General features: G+C 45.3%; 26 protein-coding genes. 21 read left to right on the forward strand and 5 right to left on the reverse strand.

Annotated features, from left to right (window positions below; translation table 11 throughout):
* The first annotated feature begins 5 nt into the window (after positions 1 to 5).
* The 18 genes from ribF (at position 6) to MN199_RS10725 (ending at position 17079) form a co-directional block, all read left to right on the forward strand.
* Positions 6 to 980 (forward strand): bifunctional riboflavin kinase/FAD synthetase, encoded by a 975-nt coding sequence (gene ribF / locus MN199_RS10640; protein WP_132585033.1) that lies wholly within the window; start codon positions 6 to 8, stop codon positions 978 to 980.
* Complete coding sequence (ileS, locus tag MN199_RS10645) at positions 977 to 3805, forward strand: isoleucine--tRNA ligase (RefSeq protein ID WP_335739397.1); 2829 nt, start codon at positions 977 to 979, stop codon at positions 3803 to 3805. Before ribF ends, ileS begins: the two co-directional genes overlap by 4 nt.
* Positions 3805 to 4293 carry a signal peptidase II gene (gene lspA / locus MN199_RS10650; protein WP_335739398.1) on the forward strand — a complete coding sequence of 163 codons (489 nt, stop codon included), beginning with the start codon at positions 3805 to 3807 and terminating at the stop codon, positions 4291 to 4293. Before ileS ends, lspA begins: the two co-directional genes overlap by 1 nt.
* On the forward strand, positions 4290 to 4727 hold the full coding sequence (gene fkpB, locus MN199_RS10655) for an FKBP-type peptidyl-prolyl cis-trans isomerase (protein WP_335739399.1): 438 nt from the start codon (positions 4290 to 4292) through the stop codon (positions 4725 to 4727). Before lspA ends, fkpB begins: the two co-directional genes overlap by 4 nt.
* Before the next feature lie 3 nt (positions 4728 to 4730).
* Positions 4731 to 5660 carry a 4-hydroxy-3-methylbut-2-enyl diphosphate reductase gene (gene ispH, locus MN199_RS10660; RefSeq protein WP_335739400.1) on the forward strand — a complete coding sequence of 310 codons (930 nt, stop codon included), beginning with the start codon at positions 4731 to 4733 and terminating at the stop codon, positions 5658 to 5660.
* Between the two features lie 32 nt (positions 5661 to 5692).
* On the forward strand, positions 5693 to 6709 hold the full coding sequence (locus MN199_RS10665; protein ID WP_335739401.1) for a sensor histidine kinase: 1017 nt from the start codon (positions 5693 to 5695) through the stop codon (positions 6707 to 6709).
* Positions 6710 to 6721: 12 nt separating this feature from the next.
* On the forward strand, positions 6722 to 7423 hold the full coding sequence (locus tag MN199_RS10670; protein ID WP_335739402.1) for a LytR/AlgR family response regulator transcription factor: 702 nt from the start codon (positions 6722 to 6724) through the stop codon (positions 7421 to 7423).
* 119 nt (positions 7424 to 7542) lie between these two features.
* The gene (locus MN199_RS10675; protein WP_335739403.1) at positions 7543 to 8121 is read left to right on the forward strand and encodes a GspH/FimT family pseudopilin; all 579 of its coding nucleotides are present in this window, start codon (positions 7543 to 7545) and stop codon (positions 8119 to 8121) included.
* A 15-nt stretch (positions 8122 to 8136) separates the two neighbouring features.
* Complete coding sequence (pilV, locus tag MN199_RS10680) at positions 8137 to 8550, forward strand: type IV pilus modification protein PilV (RefSeq protein WP_335739404.1); 414 nt, start codon at positions 8137 to 8139, stop codon at positions 8548 to 8550.
* Complete coding sequence (locus tag MN199_RS10685; protein WP_335739405.1) at positions 8547 to 9518, forward strand: PilW family protein; 972 nt, start codon at positions 8547 to 8549, stop codon at positions 9516 to 9518. The genes pilV (MN199_RS10680) and MN199_RS10685 overlap by 4 nt, the downstream gene beginning before the upstream one ends.
* Before the next feature lie 2 nt (positions 9519 to 9520).
* On the forward strand, positions 9521 to 10027 hold the full coding sequence (locus MN199_RS10690; protein ID WP_335739406.1) for a pilus assembly PilX family protein: 507 nt from the start codon (positions 9521 to 9523) through the stop codon (positions 10025 to 10027).
* 5 nt (positions 10028 to 10032) lie between these two features.
* Positions 10033 to 13275 (forward strand): pilus assembly protein, encoded by a 3243-nt coding sequence (locus MN199_RS10695; protein WP_335739407.1) that lies wholly within the window; start codon positions 10033 to 10035, stop codon positions 13273 to 13275.
* Entirely contained in the window at positions 13275 to 13688 is a 414-nt protein-coding gene (locus MN199_RS10700; RefSeq protein ID WP_335739408.1) for a type IV pilin protein, read from the forward strand. The genes MN199_RS10695 and MN199_RS10700 overlap by 1 nt, the downstream gene beginning before the upstream one ends.
* Before the next feature lie 78 nt (positions 13689 to 13766).
* Complete coding sequence (pilV, locus tag MN199_RS10705; protein WP_335739409.1) at positions 13767 to 14258, forward strand: type IV pilus modification protein PilV; 492 nt, start codon at positions 13767 to 13769, stop codon at positions 14256 to 14258.
* 2 nt (positions 14259 to 14260) lie between these two features.
* Positions 14261 to 15217: a PilW family protein gene (locus tag MN199_RS10710; RefSeq protein ID WP_335739410.1), complete on the forward strand. Its 957-nt coding sequence runs from the start codon at positions 14261 to 14263 to the stop codon at positions 15215 to 15217.
* A gap of 10 nt (positions 15218 to 15227) precedes the next feature.
* Complete coding sequence (locus MN199_RS10715; RefSeq protein ID WP_335739411.1) at positions 15228 to 15599, forward strand: hypothetical protein; 372 nt, start codon at positions 15228 to 15230, stop codon at positions 15597 to 15599.
* A 4-nt stretch (positions 15600 to 15603) separates the two neighbouring features.
* A complete protein-coding gene (locus MN199_RS10720) occupies positions 15604 to 16671 on the forward strand; it encodes a hypothetical protein (protein WP_335739412.1) in 1068 nt (355 codons plus the stop codon).
* Positions 16672 to 17079: a type IV pilin protein gene (locus tag MN199_RS10725; protein ID WP_335739413.1), complete on the forward strand. Its 408-nt coding sequence runs from the start codon at positions 16672 to 16674 to the stop codon at positions 17077 to 17079. It begins immediately after the preceding gene.
* Here the strand turns inward: MN199_RS10725 and MN199_RS10730 are convergent, their stop codons facing one another.
* The gene (locus tag MN199_RS10730) at positions 17080 to 17583 is read right to left on the reverse strand and encodes a GspH/FimT family pseudopilin (RefSeq protein WP_335739414.1); all 504 of its coding nucleotides are present in this window, start codon (positions 17581 to 17583) and stop codon (positions 17080 to 17082) included.
* 105 nt (positions 17584 to 17688) lie between these two features.
* A complete protein-coding gene (nadE, locus tag MN199_RS10735) occupies positions 17689 to 18516 on the reverse strand; it encodes an ammonia-dependent NAD(+) synthetase (RefSeq protein ID WP_335739415.1) in 828 nt (275 codons plus the stop codon).
* A gap of 149 nt (positions 18517 to 18665) precedes the next feature.
* On the opposite strand from nadE, the gene glnB reads away from it, so the two are divergent.
* The 3 genes from glnB to MN199_RS10750 are packed head-to-tail and all read left to right on the forward strand — an operon-like array spanning position 18666 to position 21117.
* Positions 18666 to 19004, forward strand: a complete 339-nt coding sequence (glnB, locus tag MN199_RS10740) for a nitrogen regulatory protein P-II (protein WP_068228692.1) — start codon at positions 18666 to 18668, stop codon at positions 19002 to 19004.
* 32 nt (positions 19005 to 19036) lie between these two features.
* On the forward strand, positions 19037 to 20212 hold the full coding sequence (locus MN199_RS10745; RefSeq protein ID WP_335739416.1) for a tetratricopeptide repeat protein: 1176 nt from the start codon (positions 19037 to 19039) through the stop codon (positions 20210 to 20212).
* 11 nt (positions 20213 to 20223) lie between these two features.
* Positions 20224 to 21117, forward strand: coding sequence for a M28 family peptidase (locus MN199_RS10750; RefSeq protein ID WP_335739417.1), 894 nt, complete (start codon positions 20224 to 20226; stop codon positions 21115 to 21117).
* Positions 21118 to 21131: 14 nt separating this feature from the next.
* Here the strand turns inward: MN199_RS10750 and MN199_RS10755 are convergent, their stop codons facing one another.
* From MN199_RS10755 to MN199_RS10765, 3 genes are read right to left on the reverse strand one after another with little or no spacing between them, the layout of a single operon-like run.
* Positions 21132 to 22646, reverse strand: coding sequence for a deoxyribodipyrimidine photo-lyase (locus MN199_RS10755; protein WP_335739418.1), 1515 nt, complete (start codon positions 22644 to 22646; stop codon positions 21132 to 21134).
* Positions 22643 to 23917 carry a DASH family cryptochrome gene (locus MN199_RS10760; RefSeq protein ID WP_335739419.1) on the reverse strand — a complete coding sequence of 425 codons (1275 nt, stop codon included), beginning with the start codon at positions 23915 to 23917 and terminating at the stop codon, positions 22643 to 22645. The genes MN199_RS10755 and MN199_RS10760 overlap by 4 nt, the downstream gene beginning before the upstream one ends.
* On the reverse strand, positions 23914 to 25443 hold the full coding sequence (locus MN199_RS10765; protein ID WP_335739420.1) for a cryptochrome/photolyase family protein: 1530 nt from the start codon (positions 25441 to 25443) through the stop codon (positions 23914 to 23916). The genes MN199_RS10760 and MN199_RS10765 overlap by 4 nt, the downstream gene beginning before the upstream one ends.
* Positions 25444 to 25495: the final 52 nt, after the last annotated feature.

The raw sequence follows: 25495 nt of genomic DNA on the forward strand, positions 1-25495 counted from the left end.
CAGGCATGGAGTTTATACGCGGCTTACATAATATTCAGGCGCAACATCGTGGTTGTGTGCTTACCATCGGTAATTTTGATGGTGTGCATTTAGGCCATCAAGCGGTGTTAGCTAAGGTAATTGCTATTGCTAAGCAACAGCAATTACCGTCGTGCGTTATGCTATTTGAGCCGCAACCACTTGAGTTGTTTGCTGGATTAGCCGCACCGGCGCGCTTAACTCGGTTTAGAGAAAAGTATACGGCATTAGCTCAGCTGGGTATTGATCGCCTGTTGTGTGTTAATTTTACCGCTGAGTTTGCCGCGCAGCAGCCTCAGCAGTTTATACAGAAGCTATTATTGGATCAGTTAGGCGTAGCACATTTAATTGTTGGTGATGATTTTCATTTCGGTAAAAACCGTAGTGGCAGCTTCGACATGTTGGCGCAAGCGGCACAGCAACATCAGTTTGGCTTGTATAGTACGTCTAGCCTGATACTAGGTGAGCGGCGAATTAGCAGCACCTTAGTGCGTCAAGCCTTAGCAGAAGATCAGCTACAGTTGGCTGCTGACATGTTGGGGCGGCCTTTTGCTTTAACGGGGCGAGTGCGCCATGGCCGTAAACTGGGCCGTGATTTAGGATTCCCCACCGCCAATGTATTTTTATACCGGCGTAAGTTGCCCGTTGCTGGTGTTTACGCCATAACGGCCAGCACCGTGTTTGGGCAGTTTCATGGCGTAGCAAATATAGGTAATCGCCCGACTGTACAAGGACAGCGGCAGCAACTTGAAGCGCATCTTTTTGATTTTAAAGGCGATTTATATGGTAGCCAGATTGAAGTTGTGTTGCAGCATAAGCTGCGAAGTGAGCAACGTTTTGATGGGCTAGCTGCGTTACAACAACAAATTGCTGCGGATGTAACTGCAGCAAAAGTATTTTTTCAGCGTAACGCTTTATTACAAGCGCACGCAACTACTGATAAGACGGAACCAAACGGATGAGCGACTACAAGCATACCCTGAATTTGCCAGAAACGGCTTTTGCGATGCGCGCCAATCTGGCGCAGCGTGAACCACAAATGCTGGCTAAATGGACCGAAGCAGACTTATACGGCAAAATTCGTGCAGCAAAAAAAGGCAAAAAAAGCTTTATTTTGCACGACGGCCCTCCGTACGCTAACGGCAATATTCACATTGGGCATGCTGTTAACAAAATATTGAAAGATATTATTGTTAAAGCTAAAACCTTGTCTGATTTTGATGCGCCCTATGTGCCAGGTTGGGATTGTCACGGCCTGCCTATCGAGTTGGTAGTAGAGAAAAAATACGGTAAACCCGGCGTTAAACTTACCGCTGCCGAATTTAGACAAAAATGCCGCGAATATGCGGCAACGCAAATCGATGCACAGCGCACCGACTTTATTCGCTTAGGTGTACTGGGCGACTGGCAAAACCCATACCGCACTATGGACTTCGATTTTGAAGCCAATATCATTCGTTCATTAGCTAAAATTATCAGCAATGGTCACTTACAGCAGGGCTTTAAGCCGGTGCATTGGTGTACCGATTGCGGCTCGGCATTAGCGGAAGCTGAAGTCGAATATCAAGATAAGGTATCTCCGGCTATTGATGTGCGTTTTGCCTTAGTTGATGAAACCGCAGTTGATCGTTTTGATCATCCCGCAGATAAGCGTGGCAACGGTAAGGTATCGGTCGTTATTTGGACTACCACGCCGTGGACTATTCCCGCCAACCGAGCCGTGGCGTTAAATGCCAAGTTAGATTACAGCTTAGTGCAAATTGAGCAGGGACCAAATGGTGCTGAGCGGTTAATTATTGCTACCGATCTTGTCAATGACGTAATGGCTCGTGCTGGCATAGAACACTATCATGCATTAGGTTTTGCCAAAGGCGCTGCGCTTGAACTGGTGCAAGTTAAACACCCGTTATATGATTTTAATGTGCCCCTGATTATGGGTGAACACGTTACAACGGAGTCGGGTACTGGTTGTGTGCATACTGCGCCTGGCCATGGTCAAGAAGACTTTATTGTTGGTAAATTATATAACTTAGAAGTGGCTAACCCTGTGGGTGCCAATGGCGTTTATTTACCTGATACGCCGTTATTTGCTGGCCAGCATGTATTTAAGGCGAATGACAGTGTAGTTGAGGCATTACAAGAAGCCGGTGCTTTGTTGCTACATAAAGCCTTCAAACACAGCTACCCGCATTGCTGGCGCCACAAAACGCCAATTATTTTCCGTGCTACACCGCAGTGGTTTATTAGCATGGATCAGCACGGTTTGCGTAAAACTTCATTAGAGCAAATTGAGCAAACCCGCTGGATCCCAGATTGGGGCCAGCAACGAATTGAAAAGATGGTTGCCGGTCGGCCAGACTGGTGTATTTCACGCCAGCGTACATGGGGCGTACCTATTGCGCTGTTTGTTGATAAAGATACCGGTGCGTTGCATCCAAATACGGCTGCGTTAATGGAACAAGTTGCCAAGCTGGTTGAGAAAGACGGTATTCAAGCATGGTTTGATTTAGACGCTAAAACACTGATTGCCGCCGATGCTAATCAGTATGTAAAAGTAACTGATACGCTAGATGTCTGGTTCGACTCTGGTGTAACTCATGCTTGCGTCATTGGCGTACGCGACGAGTTTGGCGGCGCTGATCAAGCCGATTTATATTTAGAAGGCTCGGATCAGCACCGTGGTTGGTTTATGTCGTCATTAATGACCGGCGTGAGCATTAAACACAAAGCACCCTATAAGCAGGTATTAACCCACGGTTTTACTGTAGATGGTGATGGCCGTAAAATGTCTAAATCATTGGGTAATGTGGTATCGCCGCAAGATGTAATGAACAAGCTGGGCGCCGATATTTTACGTTTATGGGTTGCCACCACTGATTACACCTCTGAAATGACCGTGTCAGATGAAATTTTAAATCGTGCCGCTGATAAATATCGACGCATTCGTAATACCGCGCGGTTTTTATTAGCTAATTTAAATGGTTTTAACCCTAAAACCGATTTAGTGCCTTTTGAGCAAATGGTCGAATTAGATTTATGGGTCGTTAACCGTGCCGCTAAGCTGCAGCAAGAAATTGTCGATGCCTATGACAACTATCAGTTCCATCAGGTTAGTGGCAAGCTGATGAACTTCTGTACCGTAGAATTGGGTAGCTTCTATTTAGATGTGATTAAAGATCGTCAATATACCGCGCATACCGATGGTTTAGCCCGCCGTTCTTGTCAAACCGCGCTGTACCATATTGCTCAAGCCATGGTGCGCTGGATGGCACCAATAATGAGCTTTACCGCACAGGAAATTTGGCAAGAACTGCCAGGTGAGCGCGACGAGTTTGTGTTTACTGATGTATGGTATACCGGCTTTACGGGTTTAACCACTGGTAAATTTAGCGATGAATTTTGGCAGCAGTTATTGCAAGTTCGCGATGAAGTAAACAAAGTATTGGAAGCTGCACGTCGTGAAGAAAAAATTGGCGCATCGTTACAAGCTGAGGTAACGCTGTACGCATCAGACGCTCTTGCCTCTGATCTGGCAAAATTAGGTGACGAATTACGCTTTGTGCTTATTACCTCAACCGCACAGGTTAGCACTGCAGCAGTACCAAGTGATGCAGTTAAAACCGAACTTGCCGGCTTAAGCGTGCATGTTGCTGCATCTAAAGGTGATAAGTGCGAGCGTTGTTGGCATCATCGCCACGACGTTGGCGCGAATGAGGCGCATCCAGGTTTATGCTTGCGCTGCGTAACCAACGTAGAAGGTGCTGGTGAGACGAGAGTGTTTGCTTAATGACGTTATTTAAAAACAGCGGTTGGCGCTTATGGTGGTTAATGCTGCTGGTGTTAGTGTTAGATCAACTAACTAAACAGATTGTTATTGCTAATATGCAGTTATTTGAGTCAATACCACTGTTACCGGTATTTAACTTAACTTATGTGCGAAACCACGGCGCGGCATTCTCATTTTTGAGTGACGCCGGTGGCTGGCAGCGCTGGTTTTTTACTGCCATAGCGGTTGTCATCAGTGTGCTGCTTGCGGTGTGGTTAGCACGCAATAACAAAACTCAGCTAAAGCTTAATTTAGCGCTGAGTTTAGTATTAGCCGGAGCTATTGGCAATTTGATCGATCGCACCTTGTACGGTTACGTTATCGACTTTTTGCACCTGCATTATCAAAATTGGCATTATCCGGCGTTTAATATTGCTGACTCGGCCATTTGTATCGGTGCCGTATTATTAATTTGGGACAGCTTTAGCAATAACGAGGTGAAAAAATGAATGAGTCAGTAATAGGTGCAAATAGCACAGTAATTTTTCACTTTGATATTAAGCTATCTGACGGCAGCGCCGCAGAAAGTACTCGCGTACATAATAAACCCTCTAAAGTGCAAATGGGCGATACCAGTATATCGCCTGAGTTTGAAGCGCAGCTAACTGGCCTTAAAGCTGGCGATAAGAAAACCTTTACGCTGGCACCAGAGGACGCTTACGGTATGCCTAATTCAGATAATATTTACTATGTGGACCGTAGTAAGTTTTCGCCTGATGCACCGGCAGAAGTGGGCGCAATTATTGGTTTTACTATGCAAGATGGTTCTGAAATCCCAGGCTTAGTGCGTGATGTGGTTGGTGAATCCGTCACAATAGATTTTAACCATCCGCTAGCGGGACAAACACTGACATTTAGTGTCGAAATAATACAGGTAAGCTAAATTATGGATATTTTGTTAGCCAATCCGCGTGGTTTTTGTGCCGGTGTCGACCGAGCTATTAGCATTGTTGAACGTGCGCTTGAATTATATGAACCGCCAATTTATGTGCGCCACGAAGTGGTACATAACAAATTTGTAGTCGATGGCCTACGCCGCCGTGGCGCGGTATTTGTGGATGAGCTAAATGAAGTACCGGATGGCAACATTGTTATTTTTAGCGCACACGGTGTTTCTCAAGCCGTGCGTGAAAACGCGAAGCAACGTGGTTTAAAAGTATTTGATGCGACCTGCCCACTAGTAACCAAAGTGCATATGGAAGTCACTCGTGCCAGCCGCAAGGGTATCGAGTGTATTTTAATAGGCCACGCCGGACACCCTGAAGTTGAAGGTACTATGGGCCAGTACGACAATTCTGCTGGTGGTATTTATTTAGTTGAGTCGGTAGAAGATGTTGCGGCGCTTGTTGTTAAAAACCCAGCGCAATTATGTTTTAGTAGCCAAACCACGTTATCAGTTGATGACACTGCTGATGTCATTGACGCCTTACGTCAACGCTTTCCTGATATTGAAGGACCGCGCAAAGATGATATTTGCTATGCCACACAAAATCGGCAAGACGCCGTGCGTGATTTAGCCAGTAAAGCCGATTTACTGTTAGTAGTTGGCGCAAAGAACAGTAGTAATTCAAACCGGTTACGCGAACTTGCCGACAAAATGGGGTGTACGGCGTATTTAATAGATACTGCCGATGATATTCAACAGGCATGGTTAAATGGCGTAAAAGCCGTCGGCGTAACCGCTGGCGCGTCAGCACCTGAAGTACTAGTACAGCAGGTTGTTAAACAATTACAGCAATGGGGCGGAAAAACTTTAACCGAAAACCCCGGCCGCGAAGAAAATGTAGTATTTGCCATTCCGGTAGAGTTGCGATAATCGACGGCCACATTAAGTAGGAGCCGACACAAATGCCGAGCGCGTTACCTGCGTTAAAACTGCCTCATTTATGTCACAGCCGGTTCTTAATTCGGGTTATCGTATTATCACAAGCTGTAGCTGTGGTGTTGGCTTTTGCGCCTGGTATTGCTACCGATGTATGGTACCGGCTTGGCCTAATTAGTTTATTTGTGCATTGGGTTGTGCTGCTAAGTATCGGTTGCTTATGTTGGTTGCGGCCACATTTAAATAAATTGCCAGCAATGACTATTCTAGTTAGCTGCACACTGATTTTTATTTGTGTCACAGTGTTAATTAGTGCTTTGGCTTATCATTGGCTACACGCTCAAAGTTGGCCTTTAGCGCAAAGTTTAACGGTGTTTTTATTATCAAATAGTATGATTGCATTTATTGTTAGTATCATTGCTATTCAGTTTTTTATTATGCACGGCGAACACAGCGAGCAACTGGCTGCACAAAATCGCGCAGAGCTGAGCGCGTTGCAGGCACGCATCCAACCACACTTCTTATTTAATAGTTTAAATACCGTTGCCGAATTAACACAAATAGACGCCAATGCCGCAGAGAAAGCATTGTTAGATTTAGCCGCTTTATTTCGTGCAGCATTGCATGTTGGTGAAGCTGTTCTGTTAGAGCAAGAGTTGCAACTAACAAAGCAATATTTATCGTTAGAACAATGGCGTTTAGGCGAGCGTATGCAAGTAGAGTGGCAGCTACCCGACGTATTGCCGCAGATAAATATTCCTGCATTAACTATTCAGCCATTACTTGAAAATGCGGTGCGTCATGGTATTGAAAGTTGTCATGACAAAGCGACGTTAGTAATTCAACTTTTAGAATCACGCTCTGCTGTTACCTTGGTTGTAACAAATCCTTTTCGCCAGCTAAGTACAAATAGACCTAAAAATGGTATTGCTATTGAAAATATTCGCCAGCGCTTAAAGCTGCATTATGGCCAAGGCGCAAGTTTAACTTATAGCGTTACCGACAATTTATTTCGCGTTAAACTAGTGCTGCCAATACTTTAGGAGCTTATTACTATGAGAGTATTGATCGTTGATGATGAGCCTTTAGCTCGCGCCAGAATAAAGCGTTTACTGCTACAACAGCCTAGTTATGAATACGTTGGTGAAGCTGGAGATGCAGTGCAAGCGCTACAGATGGCAAAGCAGCTGAAACCAGATTTAATGCTTATCGATATAGAAATGCCAAATACAGATGGTATTAGCTTAGCTTGCCAGTTAGATGGATTAAGCAAAGTGCCTGCAGTCATTTTTGTTACGGCCCATGCTGAGCACGCGCTAGAGGCTTACCGCGCCTCGCCGTTGGACTATATTTTAAAGCCGGTATCTGCTGAGCGGTTATTTGAGGCATTGCTGCGGGTAAAAAGTAAGCTAATTACTCCATCTAAGCCAGCGAAGCTGAGCTATACGATTGGGGCCGTAACAAAGCAGCTTGTGGTTGCCGAAATTCTATATTGCACCGCCGATGATAAGTATGTGCGTGTTATTACAACTAGTACTGAAGCAATCATCGACCAAAGTTTAAACCAATTACAACAAGTCCTGCCTGCGCAGTTTATACGTTCGCATCGTAATACGTTAATTAACTTAGATTACTTTCAGAGTTTACATACTGCTGTTGATGGGAAAACTTACATCAAGCTACAGGGTGTTGACAATAAGTTGAATGTATCTAGACGCGCCTTAGCAAATGTTAAACAAGCTCTGAAACTCATCTAATATAACCGCTCATCAGTGAAATAGGCCGCTTATCCTTGCGGTACTTGCTTGTGTACCCACCTTCGATTATTTGTGACAATATTAAAAGTACATTTAATTAAAGACAAGCGGCGGCACAAGTGCTTAAAAACATAAATATCAAGAAGTCGACCGGGTTTACACTCATTGAAATGATGGTAACGGTGGCCGTTGTGGCCATTACCTTAACCGTTGCGGTGCCAAGTTTTACTGGTCTAATTAATGGAAATCGCTTATCTGGTCAAGCAAATGAAATTATTGCCGCATTTATTTTAGCTAGAACTGAAGCGGTGAAGCAAAATCAGGTCGTAGTGCTATGCCATAGTAGCGATGGCGCCAGTTGCTCTGCGGCCACCGCTAATGGTTGGAGCGGGTGGTTAGTGGCGCGTCAAGCCATACTTACTGCGCCAGGAACCGTCGTGATTGCCAGTGGTAAAATTAATTCTGGCCGAGTTACTACCTTAGGCAGCCCCAGTATTTCTGGCGCGTCAGATGTGGTGCGCTTTACGCCGCAAGGATTGGCAAGGTCGAGTAATAATGGCGCCTTAAATGCGATACTGCGTGTTTGTATTGCCAATATTGATAATAACGTGCGTGACGTAGAGCTTCGTTCTGGGGGCCGAACCCGTATTCGTCAAGGTACTAGCGCAAATTGCAGCGCACCAGCAAACCCAGCTTAGTAGGTGAGATAGAAGATGAAATATAATTTGAATAAGCAGCATGGGGTTACGCTAATTGAAGTGCTAGTGTCTGTGCTTGTGCTAGGTATTGGTTTGCTGGGCGTAGCCGGATTACAAACAAGCAGTATGAAAAATACGAATAGTTCTTACGAGCGCACAATGTCGGTAATACTTACCGAAACCTTAGCCGAATTAATGCGTTCAAATCCAGCTATATCACGTACTGGCGGTTATGAGTTAACTGATTGCGTGGGTAGCCAGGCTCTGGGTACGTCTGATTGGGTTCTCAGTGTGAAATCAGCCACGACCGCAGACACTTGCCCAAAAGTTGAATGGGACGCTTCGGCTGATCGCTACACGGTAACTATAAATTGGTCAGATCAGCGCTTAAACGCAGGAAACTCAATTGTTATGCAGGTTATGCCATGAAATATTCAACCGTCACCTCTTCACACAAGATAGCCGGCTTTTCATTAACCGAACTAATGATCGCTATGGTACTTGGTCTATTAATTTTAGGTGGGGTACTGGGTGTGTTTATGGCCAACCAGACCACAAGCCGGGTTAATACCTCGTTATCTGAAGTGCAAAATACCGCACGAATTGCATTTCAGCTTATGTCAAAAGATATGCGTAACGCGGGTTTTAGTGGTTGCGGTAATCCTGTGCGGGTAGTTAATGTGCTTAACGTGGCGCAGCCTTGGGCTGATTGGAATGATGGGATCCGCGGGTTTTCGGCGCCAGTTGCTGCAATTAACGGTGTTACACCCAGCTTAGGTACTGACGCTGTTCGTTTAATGTATGGTTCTGGTGTGAGCAATAGCGTTAATAATCATAATGCTACCAATGCTCTGTTTACGCTTACTAATCCGCCTATTCTAAATGCTTTAGATATAGCCATGGCCTGCGATGATACATTAACTACTATTTTCCAAGTAGGGGTCGTAAATAGTGTAGCTAACACTATTAGCTATAAAATTGCCAATGCACCACTTAATTGTACTGAAAACTTTGGTTTTATTAGTCCATATAATTGTGCTGCCGCTCCTGCCCGAAACTTTCCAAGCACCGCAATGATTATGCGCTTTGAATCAGTAGCTTGGTTTGTTGCACCAAGTGCTGATGACCGCCAAGTTAAATCTTTATATCGTGCGGCCTTGGTGGGCTCTAGGCAGATTAACGAAGAAATATTATTTGGCGTATCAGGTTTGCAACTGCGCTATATGGACGCCAGTACAAGGCAATTTAGCGCGGCAAGTGCAGTAATAAATTGGGGTGATATTGTTGCTGTTAGTGTAACGCTAACTCTAGATGATGCAGTGTTACAGCAACTAGATTTGCTGGAAGATGCAAAGCAGATCAATTTTTTAGTCACACTTAGAAATAGAGTGGGGTAAGTATGCACACAAGTCATTTTAAGCAGAAAGGTGTGGCATTAGTTGTTAGCTTACTATTATTAGTAGCAATTACATTACTTGCTTTGAGCAGTATTAAACGCACAACATTACAAGAGAAAATGACGGCAAATTTATATGATAAGCAGTTAACACAGCAACAGGTTGAGGCGGCGCTACTTGAAGCAGAACGGCGATTAAATGTACTAGACCCTGTTGCCTTAGCCTTTGTTTTTCCAATACCGGCGGCCACACAAGTAGATCGTTGGACGTTAGCTAATCCTGGTGCGCCAAATTGGCAAAATGCGAGTGCAATCAACGTAGGTATGGCAAACCCAGCTAGCTATATTGTCGAATATATGGGCGATTGGCCCGATCCAGATTTTCCTGACTGCGATAGTGCAACAACGCCGCCACGAGGTTGTTTGTCACCCACTTTTAGAATAACCGCGCGAACTCAAGATGACGATGGCCGAGCGGCTGTAATAATGCAAACGATTTGGCGGAGATAACTGCGATGAAACTTTCAAAATATATAGGCTTTGTTGCTAGCATATTCATTGGTATTAGCAGTGCACACGCCGCCGTTGAGCTAGCCGCATCCCCGTTGCAAACCGGTGGTGATGTGCCACCGAATATTATGTTTATTATTGATGACTCTGGTTCCATGGGGTGGGAATACATGCCAGATTCTATCAGTGGTAATTATGGTAGTGGCACCAGTTCATTTTGTGTGAAATACAAAAACAATGGCCGCTGTGATGAGACTGAAACTCATTATGATGCGGAAAAGGTTACATATAAGTGGTATTACAGTGCGAAAGAGAATGGCGTATTCTACAACCCAGATACGACTTATACCGTGCCGACAAAAAGCGATGGCACAAGTTCTTGGGGCAATAGTACTTTTTCTGATGCGTGGCGAGATGGCTTTAGTAAGGGCACAAAGGACAATTTAGAAAACAATTATGTCCATCGAGGACGACGTTTTTATAACGGTGCGTTTTACTATCAGTATAATGAGAGTCTAGCGGGCTGTTCTGGAACAAACAAAGAGCGTAATAATAAGTGTTATAAATATGTATCGCATACTTCTATGAGCAATAGTGAAAAACAAAACTATGCTAATTGGTATTCCTATTACAGTAATCGGATGTTGGCGGCAAAGTCAGGCATAAGCACAGCATTTCATCAGCAAAGTGGAAAACTGCGTGTGGGCTATGGTTCGATAAATAAAACAGGCCAATACCAAGGCGTGTCAGCATTTAATGGCAATAATCGTACTGGTTTTTTTAATTGGTTATTTGGTGTTGCTCCAAACGGCGGTACGCCGCTGCGTAATGCTTTAGATGCTGCGGGTAAGTATTATAAAACCGATGCCCCTTGGCGTACAGATCCAAGTGACGCCCAGGAAAATCCGAGCGATATGTTAAGTTGTCGGCAAAGCTTTAGTGTGTTAATGACGGATGGTTACTGGAACGGCGCGCAAGCGGCAACTACCAATGCTCGTGCGAATAATGACGGGGCGGATGGTATTACTCACACGAGTGGTAGTGGTGAGACATATCAGTATAAAGCCGGTCCGCCATTTGCGGATAATCGCAGTGATACGTTAGCGGATGTTGCTATGTATTACTGGAAAAACGACTTGATGCCTAATTTACCTAATAACGTGCCGACCACTAAAGATGTTTCACCTGCATTTTGGCAGCATATGAAAGTATTTGGTATTAGCTTTGGTTTAGCTGGAGATATTATCCCTGACGACGCGATGGCTGCTATTACAACAAAAGCACCTATTGCGTGGGGCGATCCCTCTAATGAGGATGCGCGCTCGATAGACGACTTGTTGCATGCTGCGGTGAACTCTAGAGGGGGTTTTTTTAGCGCAAGTAACCCTAAAGAGTTTGCTGACAAGCTCTCGGCAACGTTAAAGGGTATCGATGCTGGTGTTGCTTCCGCGTCTAATTTAGCGGGCACTACAACCTCTACTCAGGCAAATAATTACGTTTATCAAGGCAGTTATAACGGTAAAGATTGGAGTGGTACGCTAACCGGCTATGATATTAACAATCCATCTAATAGCTTATGGACCGCAAATTTCCCAGCTTGGGCAAGTCGTAACTTGTGGTTTAACGGAGCATCTGGTGTAAAAAGCTTTAGTTGGGCTAACCTTAACAGTGCCGAAAAAACAGTGCTTAAAAGTGAGAAGTTAGTTAATTACTTGCGTGGTGAAACGGTTAATGAAGCGCCAGCAAGTGAGAATTTTCGTTCACGTAGTAGCGTACTGGGTGATATTTCTAATTCATCACCACTTTTTGTTGCTGAGCCGATAAATCGTAATTTAGGTCGTCATAGCTGGGCTGGTGCCAGCAGCTATAATCAATTTGTTGCCGCTAATAAAAGCCGAGCACCACGAATTTATGTTGGTGCTAATGATGGGTTTTTACACGGCTTTGATGCGAACAACGGGGCAGAAACCTTTGCTTACATGCCAAAAGCCATGCTTACGGCGAGTGCTAATTTAGTGTCGTATAGCGATCCGTTTTATGAGCATAAGTATTTTGTTGATGGTTCGCCGGTTGCAGCTGACGTCTATATTAATGGCGCATGGAAAAGCATTTTAGTTGGCTCATTAGGTCGTGGCGGCAATAGTTTGTTTGCATTAGATGTAACAAATCCTAATAGTATGCAAGCGTCAAATGTATTATGGGATAAGTCATATAATAACTTAGGCGTAATTACAACGAGGCCAGTTATTACCCGCATGAATAATGGTAAATGGGCTATCGTGGTTGGCTATGGTTATAACAACGCAAGTAAGGGATCCGGTTTACTTGTTATCGATATTGAAACCGGTACTGAGCTTGCCAATATTGCCGCGCCAAATACTGTGAACGCGAACGCGCATGGCCTAGGTCAAATAGAAGGTTGGGATGCTGATCGCAACGGAACAACAGATTGGTTTTTTGCTGGTGATTTATTAGGTAATATTTGGAAGTTTGACCTATCTGGCGCTAGTGCGGCAGATTGGAAGGTAGCCTATTCTGGCTTTCCTTTATTTAAAGCCAAAAATGCGACTAATCAAGCTCAAGCTATTACCGGCGGTTTAACCCTTACGTCTGAACCTGAAACTGGCCAATTATGGGTGTTCTTTGGTACCGGTAAAATGCTAGCGGCGGCGGATGTGAACAATACCGATGTACAAAGTTGGTATGGCATTAAAGACGTAGCGGGTATTAATGACCGCAGTAACTTGAAAAAACGTGATATACAAAACGTTATTTATACCGATGCCTCAGGTAGCCGCCCGGTAAGATCTGTGTCTGAGGCCACTGATAATGATATGGCCGGCAAGTTAGGCTGGTATATGGATTTAATTGACAGTAAAGAGCGTATTGTCACGCGGCCAGTGCAAGTTGGGAATAACTTAGTTATTAGTACAGCGATACCTAGTGGTGACGACTGTAAACCAGCCGGTGATGGCTATGTTATGTCGATTGATCCGTTTAAAGGTGCGCGTTTAAAATATCACTTTTTTGATTTGTCTAAAGATGGAAAGTTTGATGCAGGCGACGGTATTAACGCTGGTGCAAACAAAGTGCCAGCTAGTGGTATTAAGTTTAACGGTACACCTAGTGAACCGGTGGTATTTGAAGACAAGATAGCTATTGGCTTGGCAACAGCAAACATTGCTGTAGAGAGCTACAATGGCGGCATAAGACGTGGGCGTGTATCATGGCGGGAGTTAACAAATTGATGATAAATAAACAGCTAGGGGTAACGTTAATAGAGTTAATGGTCGCTGTAGCAATAGTTGGCATACTAGCGGCCGTTGCTGTGCCATCTTACCAAGCGCATATAGTGCGTTCTAACCGCACTGCTGCATCAGCTTGTTTAGCTGAGTATGCGCAGTTTATGGAAAGAAACTATACGTCAAATATGAGCTATAACCCTGCGGGTTTTACTATGCCAACCTTACAATGTCGCAACGATGTTGCTAGACGTTATACCCTAGGAATAGCCAATTTAGCTGCTCGTACTTATCGACTAACCGCAACCCCAACGTCGTTACAAAATGATCCGGATTGTGGGGTTTTGACGCTAGATCAAGCCGGGGCTAAAGGTGCTAACGGTGGCTTTGCTGCTGCCGATATACAAAAGTGTTGGTAATTTTGTGTTTTTAATTTGATCTTTTTAAAACATGTTGTAACTTTATAGTTAACTTTAGTTAACCGTGAGCATAGGGATATGCGACTACAACATGGCTTTAGTCTGATTGAAGTCTTGATAACCTTATTAGTGTTAAAAGTAGGTTTATTGGGATTATTAGCTGCGCAAACACTAAGTTTGCGCCAGCTACAAGATGCGATACAGCGTACGCAAGCTGTAGCCATGAGTAACGCGCTGTTTAATGAAATCTGGGCTAATCCGCGTTTAGCAGATGCTATTGCACCACAAATCACCCTTCAGTTTGAACCCTTAACTACGCCTGTTTGTAGCCAAAATACCCCTTGTAATGCGCAGCAACTTGCCATCGTGCAGTTAAATAGTTGGTTTGAAACGCTGCAAGCGTTATCAAGCACATTGCATCAACCGGTGTTCTGTTTTCAGTCACAGGCTAATACTGCGCAGCTTCAGGTAAGTTGGCAGCAACGCTCAGCGAATAGTGCGCCTCAGTTAGCGTCCTGTGATGCTAGTGCCGGGCGTGGTGCATTTGCTGTGCAAGGTGGAGCTTGGTAGCAGTGTGGCGCAAAAGTGGTTTCACCCTGACAGAGCTACTTATTGCTATGTTATTAGGCGTGTTTTTGCTGGGTATGGTAATAACCGCATTTAGTACTGTTAGTCGTTCAACTCGTCAGGCTCAGCAATTGGCCGAGCTGCAGCAAAACGCACAGTTGTTAATGACATTACTACAAAATGAGCTTACCAATACCGGATTTTGGGGTGGTAGAAGCATGCCTGAGCAAGCCACGTTATTTGCATTGCCAGCTATACCGAGCAACGACTGTGCTGAATCTATTATAGATAGCGGCAGTTTCCCGCAGTTAGCAAAGAGTTTTGTTACCTTATACGCGAAAACGATCACGAGTAATCAGCAACAACTAAATTGTGTTAATAACCCACTACCGCAAACTGAATTGTTACAGGTGAAGCGTTTAATTGGTTTGAATACACCCGTGAGTGAGATGCGACAAAATCGCTTTTATCTAGAAACAAATTGGCAACATGCGCGCTTTGTTGATAGTGACAGCCCTGCATTGCATCAGAGCTACAGCTATTATCCCTATCAACATCTGGTATTTTACTTAGCGCAGCAGCAGGTTAACGGGGAAAATATACCGGTATTAATGCGTAAACGCTTAAGTAGAAATCAAGCAGGACAAGCGGTGATGAGCACGGACTCAATACTTGACGGTGTTGAACGTATGCACTTTGAATTTGGTGTCGATAGCACTTTTGACGGTGAGTTAAACTATTACCAAGCGACCAACCAAGTACCTGCAGAGCTATGGCAGCAACAAAGTGGCAGAATCGTTAGTCTTAGATACTATTTATTATTACGCGCTAAACAGGCTGACTCACATTACACCAACCAGCAGGTATACGTTATGGGGCAACAACAGTTTGTTGCTCCGAGCGATAATTATCGGCGCTTGTTGGTTAGTAGCAGTATTTATTTTCATAATACGGCGTTATAGGAGCACTGATATGGCTGCGGTTAGGGGAATAGTATTAGTGATGGCATTGATATTTTTATTAGTTATGACGTTGTTGGTTTCTGCCATGCTATTAGTTAGTCAATTAAGCCATAAAGCCGCATTTTCTGGGCAACAGCAGCTGCAGTTATCCCATCAAGCGTTGCAACAACATATGCAGCAGATCCCGCAATTAGCCGATGCTGCTATTGCACCAAATGAGTTATTAACCACTTGTCCGGCAGAGTATGCAGCGTGGTCGGTTGGTAGTTTAACCTGTGAGGTATTGCAGTTAGATACTGACGTTTATTCTGACAATCGTTATTTTTATGCCAGTTATAGCAGCGTAGTTCTAAGAAAAACTGTGGTAGAAAACGAGGAGTAAGATCATGCAACGTTGGTTTTATCTCAATTTGCTTTTGCTTAGTGGTGCGGGTTTTTGTTGCGATTTAAATAGCCCTGTACCAATTGAAGTAAATATTCCTACTGTGCAAGATGTGCATACACCGCGCAAGGTGCTGTTAAGTAATAATGTGCAACTACAAGTGCCGCAAGCTGATGGCGTGCTAAAAATGCATAGCGCTGACACATTAGCGTTGTTAGACGAAGTTAGTAGCTGGCCGACATTAACGAGCAGTATTGGTCGTATTCAGGCGCAGCCAATAGCGATTGATCTTAATTATGACGGTTTAGCTGATGCGGTATATAGCATTGATATTACTGGGCTACTTTGGTTTGTTCCGCTCTCAGCGCAGGGGTTTGCATCACCCGTGTTGGTTGCCGATTTTAGTCAAACTCACGCGATCTTTAACCAACCACTGCAACTAGCTCAAGTAACGACACCGGATAGTAATGGTGTAATGCGCCGACAAATTATGCTGTTGGTGATTGCAGGAACTTCAGCTGGTGATATTTTGATTGCCGTTAAACATCAAGCTGGGCAAATAACGCCATGGCAGCTTACAGATCTTAGTGATCGCACAAACCTTACTGCTGATGAGCCGCTATATGGCATTGATGAGCTACTTTGGTCACAAATACAACAAGGCGGAGGTTGGTTTATGAGGCTTAATCAACGCATTACGGCAACACCACAAGTGTATGCGGGGGTGGTGTATTTAACCAGTGCACCTGCAGCGGTTGTTAATACTGATTGTTCAATTGCGCCGGGCGCTAACTTGGCGTTGCATGCGGTGCACTTACACCATGCCGGCTTAATTTATGCTAACCGCAGCTGGCTACTTAATACTACTGAGGCCGGTAAGCTGGTGTTGAAAAAGAATCAGCAAGGTGAGTTAGCACTAAGTTTACAAAATGCACAACTAAGCCAAACGCTTCTGACCGAGCTGTTGGCCATTAATGCCGACTGTGCTGATTGTGTCGATGAATTATCACAAACGGAATTTCCGCAATTGATAAGGCTTGCGACCTTTCAAACTGAGCATGGTGCACATTAAATGCAGCTGCTACGCACTAGAGGTTTTAGTTTAATAGAATTGCTAATTGCGCTGGCTATTATTGGTATATTGGCGGCAATTTGTTATCCAAGTTATCAGCATTACGTACTGAGAAGTTATCGTTCAGATGCTATTACCCAATTATTACAACTGGCCAACGCACAAGAGCAGTATTTAGCAGATTACGGTAGTTATTCTAACGACTTGATTATACTAGGGCTGAATACGCAGGGTGGTTCATCGCGTTATCAGTTTAACGTTACGATAGATAACACAGAACCGCTTTATGAAATTAGCGCAGAAGCTATCGGCGCTCAACGTGCTGATAGTAGCTGTTTGCTATTTACATTAAATCAAGCTGGGCAACGCAACGTAAATAACCTATCAAGTTTACCGTGCTGGGAATAGTTAATTAGGACAAGGCGTACTAAGTTTACTTAGACGATTTCGCCCAGCTTGGTTTACAGTAAGTGTATAGTGCCAGGTTGCATCATCTTTACCGCAGTAGATAAAGGTGCCATTGTCAAAGCCATTTAAGCTGCCATCACGACGAAAAGTTATCGCATCACGGTTAAAAGTTAACTTATGTGCTGCATAAACTTGGGGTAGTTCGCGAAGTAGTAAGCTGGTGTTATTGGGATATTGCAGTGCCAATTGTACAGGTGTGCTTTGCCATTGATTAACACATTGTCCAGCTTGCAGCGGGCAAACTTGCACCGGTAAATTGCTGCTAGTGGCGGCAACTCGGGCATAGGCCAAATGTTGGCTAAATTGTCGAACATAAGCGCTAGCGCGCTGCTGATCTATAAATTCCAACATATTAGGTAGCGCAGTACCAGCAAAAATAATTAAAATGGCAAGCGTAACCATGAGTTCGGGCAAGCTAAAGCCTGCAGATATGCGTGGCGACATACTATGCTTCCTGCAATGTTGAACTTATAGGAAGCATAGCGTTTATTGCTAACATGTAAAATATTTGCTTTTAATTTGTGTGTTTCTTAGCTAGTGCAGAGGCAACTAATTATAAATTGTAGGAATAGCTTGGCGTTTATGTTGAGATTTTAAGTAAATGCTAATCAGTTTTTCACTAACGCTAGCCGCTACGGGTTTACCTTCTAAAAAATCGTCTATTTGCTCATAACTAAGGCCAAGTGCTGACTCGTCAGTTTTTAGTGGTGCCAAACATTCTAAATCTGCGGTGGGTACTTTAGTCGTCAGTATATCTGCGGCGCCAAGGGTTTTAGCTAATAATCTTACTTGGCGCTTATTTAAACCAAATAGGGGGGCAAGGTCGCAAGCACCATCGCCCCATTTAGTATAAAAGCCGGTAATGTTTTCTGCCGAATGATCGGTGCCTAGCACTAAACCGCCGGTTAATGCGGCAATATGATATTGCACAATCATCCGCGTGCGGGCTTTTACATTACCTTTAGCAAAATCGGTTTGTGCTGCAGTAGTATTGGTTAGGTCTAGAGCCGCCATTGCGTTCCAGGTTGCGTCGTGTATGCCGTCGGCACCCGGTTGTACGTTTACTGATAGTGCTTTAGTGGGTTGAATAAAGTCTACTGCCAGTTGTGCATCAGCTTCATCTTGTTGTGTCGCGTAAGGTAGGCGCACAGCAATAAACTGATAACCGCTGTTGGTTTGGTTTAATTCGTTAATAGCTAACTGCGCTAAGCGACCGCAAACTGTTGAATCAACACCGCCACTAATGCCTAGCACTAAGGTTTTCATGCCTGAGTTTACTAGCCGGGTTTTAATAAAGTCGACTCGACGTTGGATCTCAAATACCGGGTCTATCTGCGGTAACACCCGCATTTCGGCAATAATCTGTGCTGCATTCATACTATTTTGGCCTCTGCTGAAAATACCAGTCTATCTTATCGTGTTTTACCCTCAGCAGATCAAGTGATTCTTAGTGATTAACTGCTGAACAGCATCCGGCCTTGTATTATACTGCCAATACCACCGACGCTTAACTGACGGAAATTGTGATGAAAAAAATTGAAGCCATTATTAAACCTTTTAAGCTGGATGACGTGCGTGAAGCGCTGGCAGATATCAGTATTACCGGTATGACAGTTACTGAAGTTAAAGGTTTTGGCCGGCAAAAAGGCCATACAGAGCTGTATCGCGGCGCAGAGTATATGGTCGATTTTTTGCCTAAAGTAAAACTGGATATTGTGGTTACCGACGATCAGGTAGAACGCTGTGTTGAAGCTATTATGAAAACCGCACAAACCGGTCGTATCGGCGATGGCAAGATTTTTGTGTTTGATGTTGAACGTGTAGTACGTATTCGCACTGGCGAAGAAGACGAGGATGCGATATAACAAGGTTAATAATTATTTAACCTGAGAATGTTATGCTCGTATACAAGCAGCTTTATATTTTGGTTGTTGGGCTCAGTTGCCTGAGCCTTATTGCTTGTAGTTCTGCTCCGGCGCAAGTAAGTAATACAGCTGTTTTACCTTACTCAGCGTTGTTAGAAAGCGCTAATGCTAATACGCCGACGGTCGATGATATTTTTCAGCTGTCAGCGTCGCAACAAGCAGAATTTCTTGCATATTTTAATGCCCCTGAGAATCAGGATATCGCAGGGCACCGGCGGGTATATAACTTTCTGGAACAACATTTAGCTGGTTTTGATTATCAGGGAAAAAACTACACGGCAACAGAGGCTTACGCACTTAAAAGCGGCAACTGTATATCCCTGGCCGTCTTGACTAAAGCGTTGGCAGATTTGGCAGGTGTGCAAATAGAGTTTCAAAGCATAGTATCTGCCCCAGTTTTAAGTTTTGAGCAGAATTTAATGGTGTCTTCAGATCATGTCAGAACTTTTCTATATGACCCGGATTTTACCCCCGAGAAAGATAAGCTTTATTTTATAAAGCCTTCGCTGGTAGTTGATTATCTGCCATCAGCAGCGGATATAACCGGCCCCAGAATTACCCAGCAAACCTTTATTGCTATGTTCTATCGTAATCTGGCGGCTGATGCTCTGCTGGCTGAGCAATATGACCAGGCTCTGGCACTGCTGAAAACTGCATTGCAATACGCTCCTGATTACAGTGCAGTTATTAATCTGACAGCAGTAGTTCACCGGCGTATGGATGAGATGCAACTGGCTGAGCAGTTTTATCAATATGGTCTTGATGTTTCAGCAAGTAAGGTCACATTGCTTACGAACTATGCAGTGCTAAAGCAAAGTCAGGGAGACCCGGATACTGCTCAGGAGATGCTACAATCCTTGTCGTCATTTAACGAGTATGACCCATACCTGTGGTATGTGCTGGGGAAAAACGCACAACAGAAAAACCAGTATCAGGATGCCGTAACTTATTTGTACAAAGCAGCAGAGCAAGCGCCTTATATGCATCAGTTACAACTGGAGTTGGCGTTGGCATATTACCGTAACAATCAGACTGGCAGAGCGCAGCAGGTGCTTAGCAAAGCGGCTGAGCTGGTCGCGGATAACAATACACAACAACGCTATCATGCAAAACTTGAAGCGTTAAAACTGCGGCAGTCTGCGCACTGATTATGCTCAGATTGCCTGTTGCTGCATTACTGCTAATCGCATTTTGTGCACAGGCAGATCTGCTGACAGATATCCAGAAACTGAGTGACACAGATATGCAGGGGCGTAAAACCGGCACTGCAGGTGCCGGTCTTGCCCGCGAACTGATTTCTGAGCGTTTTGCCCATTTGCGATTGGACAGGTTTAACAACAGCTATCAGCAGGCTTTTGTCTATTCATCCTGGCCTGAAAAAACCGGTATTAATGTGCTGGCCTGGCGCCGTGGGTGCACTTACCCGAATCACTATATTGTTGTTACAGCACATTATGATCATCTTGGCATACAGGGCAGAAAAATTTTCCATGGAGCTGATGATAATGCTTCCGGTGTTGCTGCTATGCTGGAACTGGCCGCCAGGCTAAACCACTTTTGCCCGGTGTATTCTTATATTTTTCTTGCCACCGACGCTGAAGAAAGCGGCTTACATGGCAGCAAAGCCTTTATCGCCAAACCGCCGGTGCCGCCTGGCAGCATAGTAATGAACCTGAATCTGGATATGATTAGCCAGCCCGATCGGCGTGGCAAGCTTTACCTGACCGGCGCCAGGCGCTATCCGGCGCTGGCAGCGCAATTAGATGCCACTTTTAGCACGCTGCAGTTTCTACATCATCGCGGCCCGGGCCGTATAGCACGCGACAATCCGCGTTACAACTGGCCTAATGCCAGCGATCACGGCCCCTTTCATCGTGCTGGTATTCCTTATTTATTTTTCGGCGGTCAGGAGCATGCGTATTACCATACGGTGCAAGATACCTGGCAGCGTATTGAGCCGGTATTTCTGGATATGGCAATGCAGGCTATCTGGCAGACAGTGCAGTGGCTGGAGCAACAACCCCCACAGGCACTGCGGCCGGATTCGCACTAACCAGCCGTTCAAACTCACTCCCAGTCAAAGCTAAGCTGATCCCGGCAAGCTATCTTTTTATGCGTTGCGGGCCTTTTGCGGCTGGCATGGCGCGTAAACACGGCTTGTTTTTGCTGTTGCCAGTCTGGTTTATTATGTTGCTTCAACCATTGGCTTAGCCGTGCTCTGGCTCGTTGTTGTGCCTGCTGTAAATCGACTATTGGTGCCGGATAATCCCGCGCTATAACACAAGCATAACGTTGTTGCAGTGCAGCGGGCATTAGCCAGGGCGTATGTAGCCAACTATCCGGCACCTGACGCAGTTCGGGCAACCACTGGCGGATAAAGCGGCCATCGGCATCTTTTTGCTGGCTTTGTTTTACCGGGTTATACATCCGGTTGGGGTTTATCCCCGTGGTACCGGCCTGCATTTGTATTTGGGCATAGTGAATGCCCGGATTATAATCGACAAAGCACTGGGCCAGATGCAAGGATACCGGCCGCCAATGTAACCATAAGTGATAGCTGGCAAAGGCCACTAACATGGCGCGGGCGCGAAAATGCAGCCAGCCGGTTGCCAGCAAACTGCGCATAGCAGCATCAATCAGCGGGTAGCCGGTTTGGCCGCTTTGCCAGGCCTGAAACAGCGCAGGGTTAAAATCGTGTTCCCGCAAGCCATCAAAACCACGGTGCATATTAAAAAACTCAATGGCTGGCTCATCTTCCAGTTTTTGCATAAAGTGGCAATGCCAGCGTAACCTGCTGAAAAATGCCTGCAAGCCCTGCTGTTTGCGTTGTTCTGTGCTGTGCTTTAACGCCGTAAAGCTGTGTTGTTGCAACTGGCGCAGGCTAAGCTGGCCGTAGCTGATATAAGGGCTGAGCCTGGAGCAGCTGCTTAGCGCTTTTGCCGGCAGTGAAATGTGCTGACGGTAGTGCATACAGCGTGTGGCGATAAAGCTGTCAAAAGTGTGGTTTGCAGCAGTCGCATCTTGCAGCGTAGAGCAAAGCGGTAAATCAGTTTTACGGCAGGGTGCCAGTTCCGTCAGGTTCCACTGTACGGCAGTTAAAAATGGTAGTGCTGTTACTGTTGGTGCCAGAGATGACTTTAGCCAGCTATCGGCCAGGTTAAACCAGTTATCCCGGTCTTTCAGTTTACGAAATACAGCGAACTGCCGGTACTGCTGCCAGGGTATATTCAGCTCGTGTAATAGCCGTGCTACTGCCAGATCACGCTGATAAGTCCAGAGGTTACCGGTTTCTTCATGGCTGCATACGCGGCTGATGGCAAATTGCTGGCAGAGTTGGCGCAGCACCAGGGTGGCCGGGCCTTTCACTATCAGCAAAGGTTGGCCAAGTGCAGTTAATTGTTGGTTAAGTTGCTGCAGTGCCGGGGCGATAAATTGCCAGTGGCGCAGCGATACATCACTTTGTTGCCAGTAATCCGGTTCAATAATGTAAACCGGTAATACTGCACCTGCTTTGGCCGCCTGATACAGCGGCTGATGATCATCAATGCGTAAATCGCGTTTAAACCACACCAAAGTGTTCATGACAGCGCTGATGGCAGCATAGCTTTGACGAATGCGCCTTGCGGATCATACATTTGCGCCTGTTTGCTGATATTAAACTGCCGCTGGGTACTATTGCCGGTGCCGGCAATATAGGCCCAGTTTCCCCAGTTGCTGGCGCAGTCATAATCGAGCAGGCGCTGCTCAAAATAAGCGGCACCCAAACGCCAGTCGATATCAAGATTATGCAGTAAATAGCTGGCAACATTCTGTCTGCCGCGGTTGCTCATTAAACCGGTTTGGTTTAACAGGCGCATATTGGCATCAATAAACGGCTCACCGGTATTGCCCTGGCACCACAGGTTAAATTGCTTAAGCTGAGCTTTGCTAAGTTGTGGCTGGCTGAAATCCGGCTGGCCTTTTATGGCACCTTTACTAAACCAGAGATTGGCGTATTTGCGAAATTGCCAGCGGAAAAACTCACGCCACAACAGCTCAAATTTAAGCCAGTAAGTAGAGTCGTTAGCCTGTACCTGCTGCTCAAAGCTGACAATCTGCTGCCATGAACAACGTACAGACAAACTGCCAAGTGACAGCGGCACTGAGAAAAAACTGGCGTAATTCTCGCCCATCAGCTGATTGCGGGTTTGTTTATAGTGCAAAATATGTTGCTGTTGCCAGATATAATGCTGCAGCCTTGCCAAAGCAGAAGCCTCGCTACCAATGCCTGCTGTTGAATAAGTATGGTATTGCTGGCTTAGCTGCATAAAAGCACTGTTATAAGGCTCGGTTTGTGCCGGTAACAGCCAGTTTTGGTCGGGTGCCTGCATTGCTGGCTCACTTACCTGCAGCAGCGGCTCGCGCTGTTTACGAAACGGCGTAAAGCTGTCTGGCATCATGGCAAGGTTGGGCCTTAAACTATCACCCAGCAAAGAATTACAATCGAGTTGAGTAACGTTAAGAGTCTGCTTCAGGCGGTTAATGGCGGCATATTCATAAGAAGCAACCGGCTCTGCACAGTACAGCTGTTCTGCTTTTAATTCACCGGCCAGAGTGCTGATACAGCTGGCAGTATCGCCAACCAGGGTGATAAGGCCAATATGCTTTGCCGCCAGAGTATTTTTTAGCGCAGCAATAACAGCTATCTGTTGTTGTAAACGCTGCAAATTGGCTCTGGGTAAACCATACTGGCGGCCAAAAAATGCGGCTTTATTCAGCACAATTACGGCTGCTTTGGGGCCTTCACAGGCGTTTAACAGCGGATTGTCGTGCCAGCGCAATGTGTCGTTTAGCAGTACCAGGCTGATATTCATAGCTGTTCCAGACGGTTTAACGTGTCGGCAGCTTTGGCCAGAATGGCGGCTTTGTCGCTGTCGCTGCGGTTTTGCCAGTTAGCAAAGGTCAGTGCCAGGCGCGGGTTAGCGCCAAATTGCTGCTGATGCCGGTGAAGAAAATCCCAATACAGTGCATTAAACGGGCAGGCATCAGTTTGTGTGGTGTGTTTAACCTGGTACGCACAGTTTTTGCAATAATTACTCATCCGGTTGATGTAAGCACCACTTGCGGCATAGGGCTTGGATGCCAGTACACCACCATCGGCAAACAATGCCATACCAAGCGTATTAGGCAGCTCAACCCATTCATAGGCGTCGGCATACACAGCAAGATACCAGTCAGTAACTTGTTTCACCGATAACCCAGCCAATAGTGCAAAGTTGCCGGTGATCATTAAACGTTGGATATGGTGCGAGTAAGCGTGCTCAATAGTGCTACTAATTGCTTGCTGCATACAACGCATCTGGGTTTTGCCGTGCCAGTAAAATTCAGGTAAATTACGCTGTGCATTTAACTGATTATGCTCTGCATAGTTTGGCATTAGTAACCAATATAACCCTCTAACATACTCGCGCCAGCCAATTAGCTGCCTAATAAAACCCTCTGCGGCATTAAGCGGTACATCGCCGTTATGATAGGCTGCGACGACCTTATTGCACATCCAGCGTACATCTAACAAGCCGCAATTTAGATACACTGAGCAAATGCTATGAAACAAAAAGGGTTTATCGAACAGCATGGCATCTTGATAATCGCCAAATTGGGGCAATTGCGTAGCGACAAAATGTAAAAATGCTTGTCTTGCATCTTTGCCGGTAACGGCGTAACTAAAATTATCTACTGAACCCATATGATCAGCAAACTGTTGCTGTACTAAACGTTTAACCGTGTCGGTTATGTCATCACAAGAAAATTGCAGCGGCATAATGGGCGTAGTGTTACTGGGGCAGGCTTTCCGGTTTTCTGCATCATAGTTCCACTTGCCACCTAACGGCTGGTTATTTGCCATTAGTAAACCAGTGTAACGGCGCATATCGCGATAAAAATACTCCATGCGTAGTTGTTTTTTACCCTCTGCCCAGCGAGTAAACTGTGTTGCAGAGCAAATAAACCGGTCGTCCTCTAGCTGGGTTACAGGTATAGCGAACTTTTGCGGCCAACTATTTATGGTTTGTTGTAGCCGATATTCACCGCATTGCGTGATCACAATTTCTTGTATGCCGCAGTGTTGTTGCAGCGCATAAGCTACTGCGTCCGTCATGCTGCGTATGCTGGCGCTCTTGTTGTATTCTAGGTAGCACACTTGCTTACCTTGCTGTTGCAATGTCGCAGCAAAATGACGCATAGCGCTAAAAATTAATATAATTTTGTGCTTATGGTGTTTAACGTAGCAGGCTTCTTCGGCCACCTCTGCCAGCAGTATTATGTCGTCAGGACCAATTTTTTGCAGGCTAGCTAAAGCAGGGCTTAATTGATCACCTAATACCACAACAAGCTTTGCCATAATTGTTACCTAGTTTAAATATTATGGGCATTACGGTTTGTGCTTGTGCATC

Source organism: Rheinheimera metallidurans (assembly GCF_036983985.1).
In the GTDB taxonomy this organism is placed as follows: Bacteria; Pseudomonadota; Gammaproteobacteria; order Enterobacterales; family Alteromonadaceae; genus Alishewanella; species Alishewanella metallidurans.

Coding starts and splice junctions, on each gene's coding strand:
- MN199_RS10755 (WP_335739418.1), bottom strand. CDS start 22,646: ATGAACACTTTGGTGTGGTTTAAACGCGATTTACGCATTGATGATCAT.
- MN199_RS10730 (WP_335739414.1), bottom strand. CDS start 17,583: ATGTCGCCACGCATATCTGCAGGCTTTAGCTTGCCCGAACTCATGGTT.
- pilV (WP_335739409.1), top strand. CDS start 13,767: ATGCGACTACAACATGGCTTTAGTCTGATTGAAGTCTTGATAACCTTA.
- MN199_RS10760 (WP_335739419.1), bottom strand. CDS start 23,917: ATGAATATCAGCCTGGTACTGCTAAACGACACATTGCGCTGGCACGAC.
- MN199_RS10690 (WP_335739406.1), top strand. CDS start 9,521: ATGCACACAAGTCATTTTAAGCAGAAAGGTGTGGCATTAGTTGTTAGC.
- MN199_RS10665 (WP_335739401.1), top strand. CDS start 5,693: ATGCCGAGCGCGTTACCTGCGTTAAAACTGCCTCATTTATGTCACAGC.
- MN199_RS10685 (WP_335739405.1), top strand. CDS start 8,547: ATGAAATATTCAACCGTCACCTCTTCACACAAGATAGCCGGCTTTTCA.
- MN199_RS10720 (WP_335739412.1), top strand. CDS start 15,604: ATGCAACGTTGGTTTTATCTCAATTTGCTTTTGCTTAGTGGTGCGGGT.
- MN199_RS10745 (WP_335739416.1), top strand. CDS start 19,037: ATGCTCGTATACAAGCAGCTTTATATTTTGGTTGTTGGGCTCAGTTGC.
- MN199_RS10765 (WP_335739420.1), bottom strand. CDS start 25,443: ATGGCAAAGCTTGTTGTGGTATTAGGTGATCAATTAAGCCCTGCTTTA.
- ribF (WP_132585033.1), top strand. CDS start 6: ATGGAGTTTATACGCGGCTTACATAATATTCAGGCGCAACATCGTGGT.
- MN199_RS10695 (WP_335739407.1), top strand. CDS start 10,033: ATGAAACTTTCAAAATATATAGGCTTTGTTGCTAGCATATTCATTGGT.
- ispH (WP_335739400.1), top strand. CDS start 4,731: ATGGATATTTTGTTAGCCAATCCGCGTGGTTTTTGTGCCGGTGTCGAC.
- glnB (WP_068228692.1), top strand. CDS start 18,666: ATGAAAAAAATTGAAGCCATTATTAAACCTTTTAAGCTGGATGACGTG.
- MN199_RS10670 (WP_335739402.1), top strand. CDS start 6,722: ATGAGAGTATTGATCGTTGATGATGAGCCTTTAGCTCGCGCCAGAATA.
- MN199_RS10715 (WP_335739411.1), top strand. CDS start 15,228: ATGGCTGCGGTTAGGGGAATAGTATTAGTGATGGCATTGATATTTTTA.
- MN199_RS10700 (WP_335739408.1), top strand. CDS start 13,275: ATGATAAATAAACAGCTAGGGGTAACGTTAATAGAGTTAATGGTCGCT.
- fkpB (WP_335739399.1), top strand. CDS start 4,290: ATGAATGAGTCAGTAATAGGTGCAAATAGCACAGTAATTTTTCACTTT.
- nadE (WP_335739415.1), bottom strand. CDS start 18,516: ATGAATGCAGCACAGATTATTGCCGAAATGCGGGTGTTACCGCAGATA.
- lspA (WP_335739398.1), top strand. CDS start 3,805: ATGACGTTATTTAAAAACAGCGGTTGGCGCTTATGGTGGTTAATGCTG.
- ileS (WP_335739397.1), top strand. CDS start 977: ATGAGCGACTACAAGCATACCCTGAATTTGCCAGAAACGGCTTTTGCG.
- pilV (WP_335739404.1), top strand. CDS start 8,137: ATGAAATATAATTTGAATAAGCAGCATGGGGTTACGCTAATTGAAGTG.
- MN199_RS10725 (WP_335739413.1), top strand. CDS start 16,672: ATGCAGCTGCTACGCACTAGAGGTTTTAGTTTAATAGAATTGCTAATT.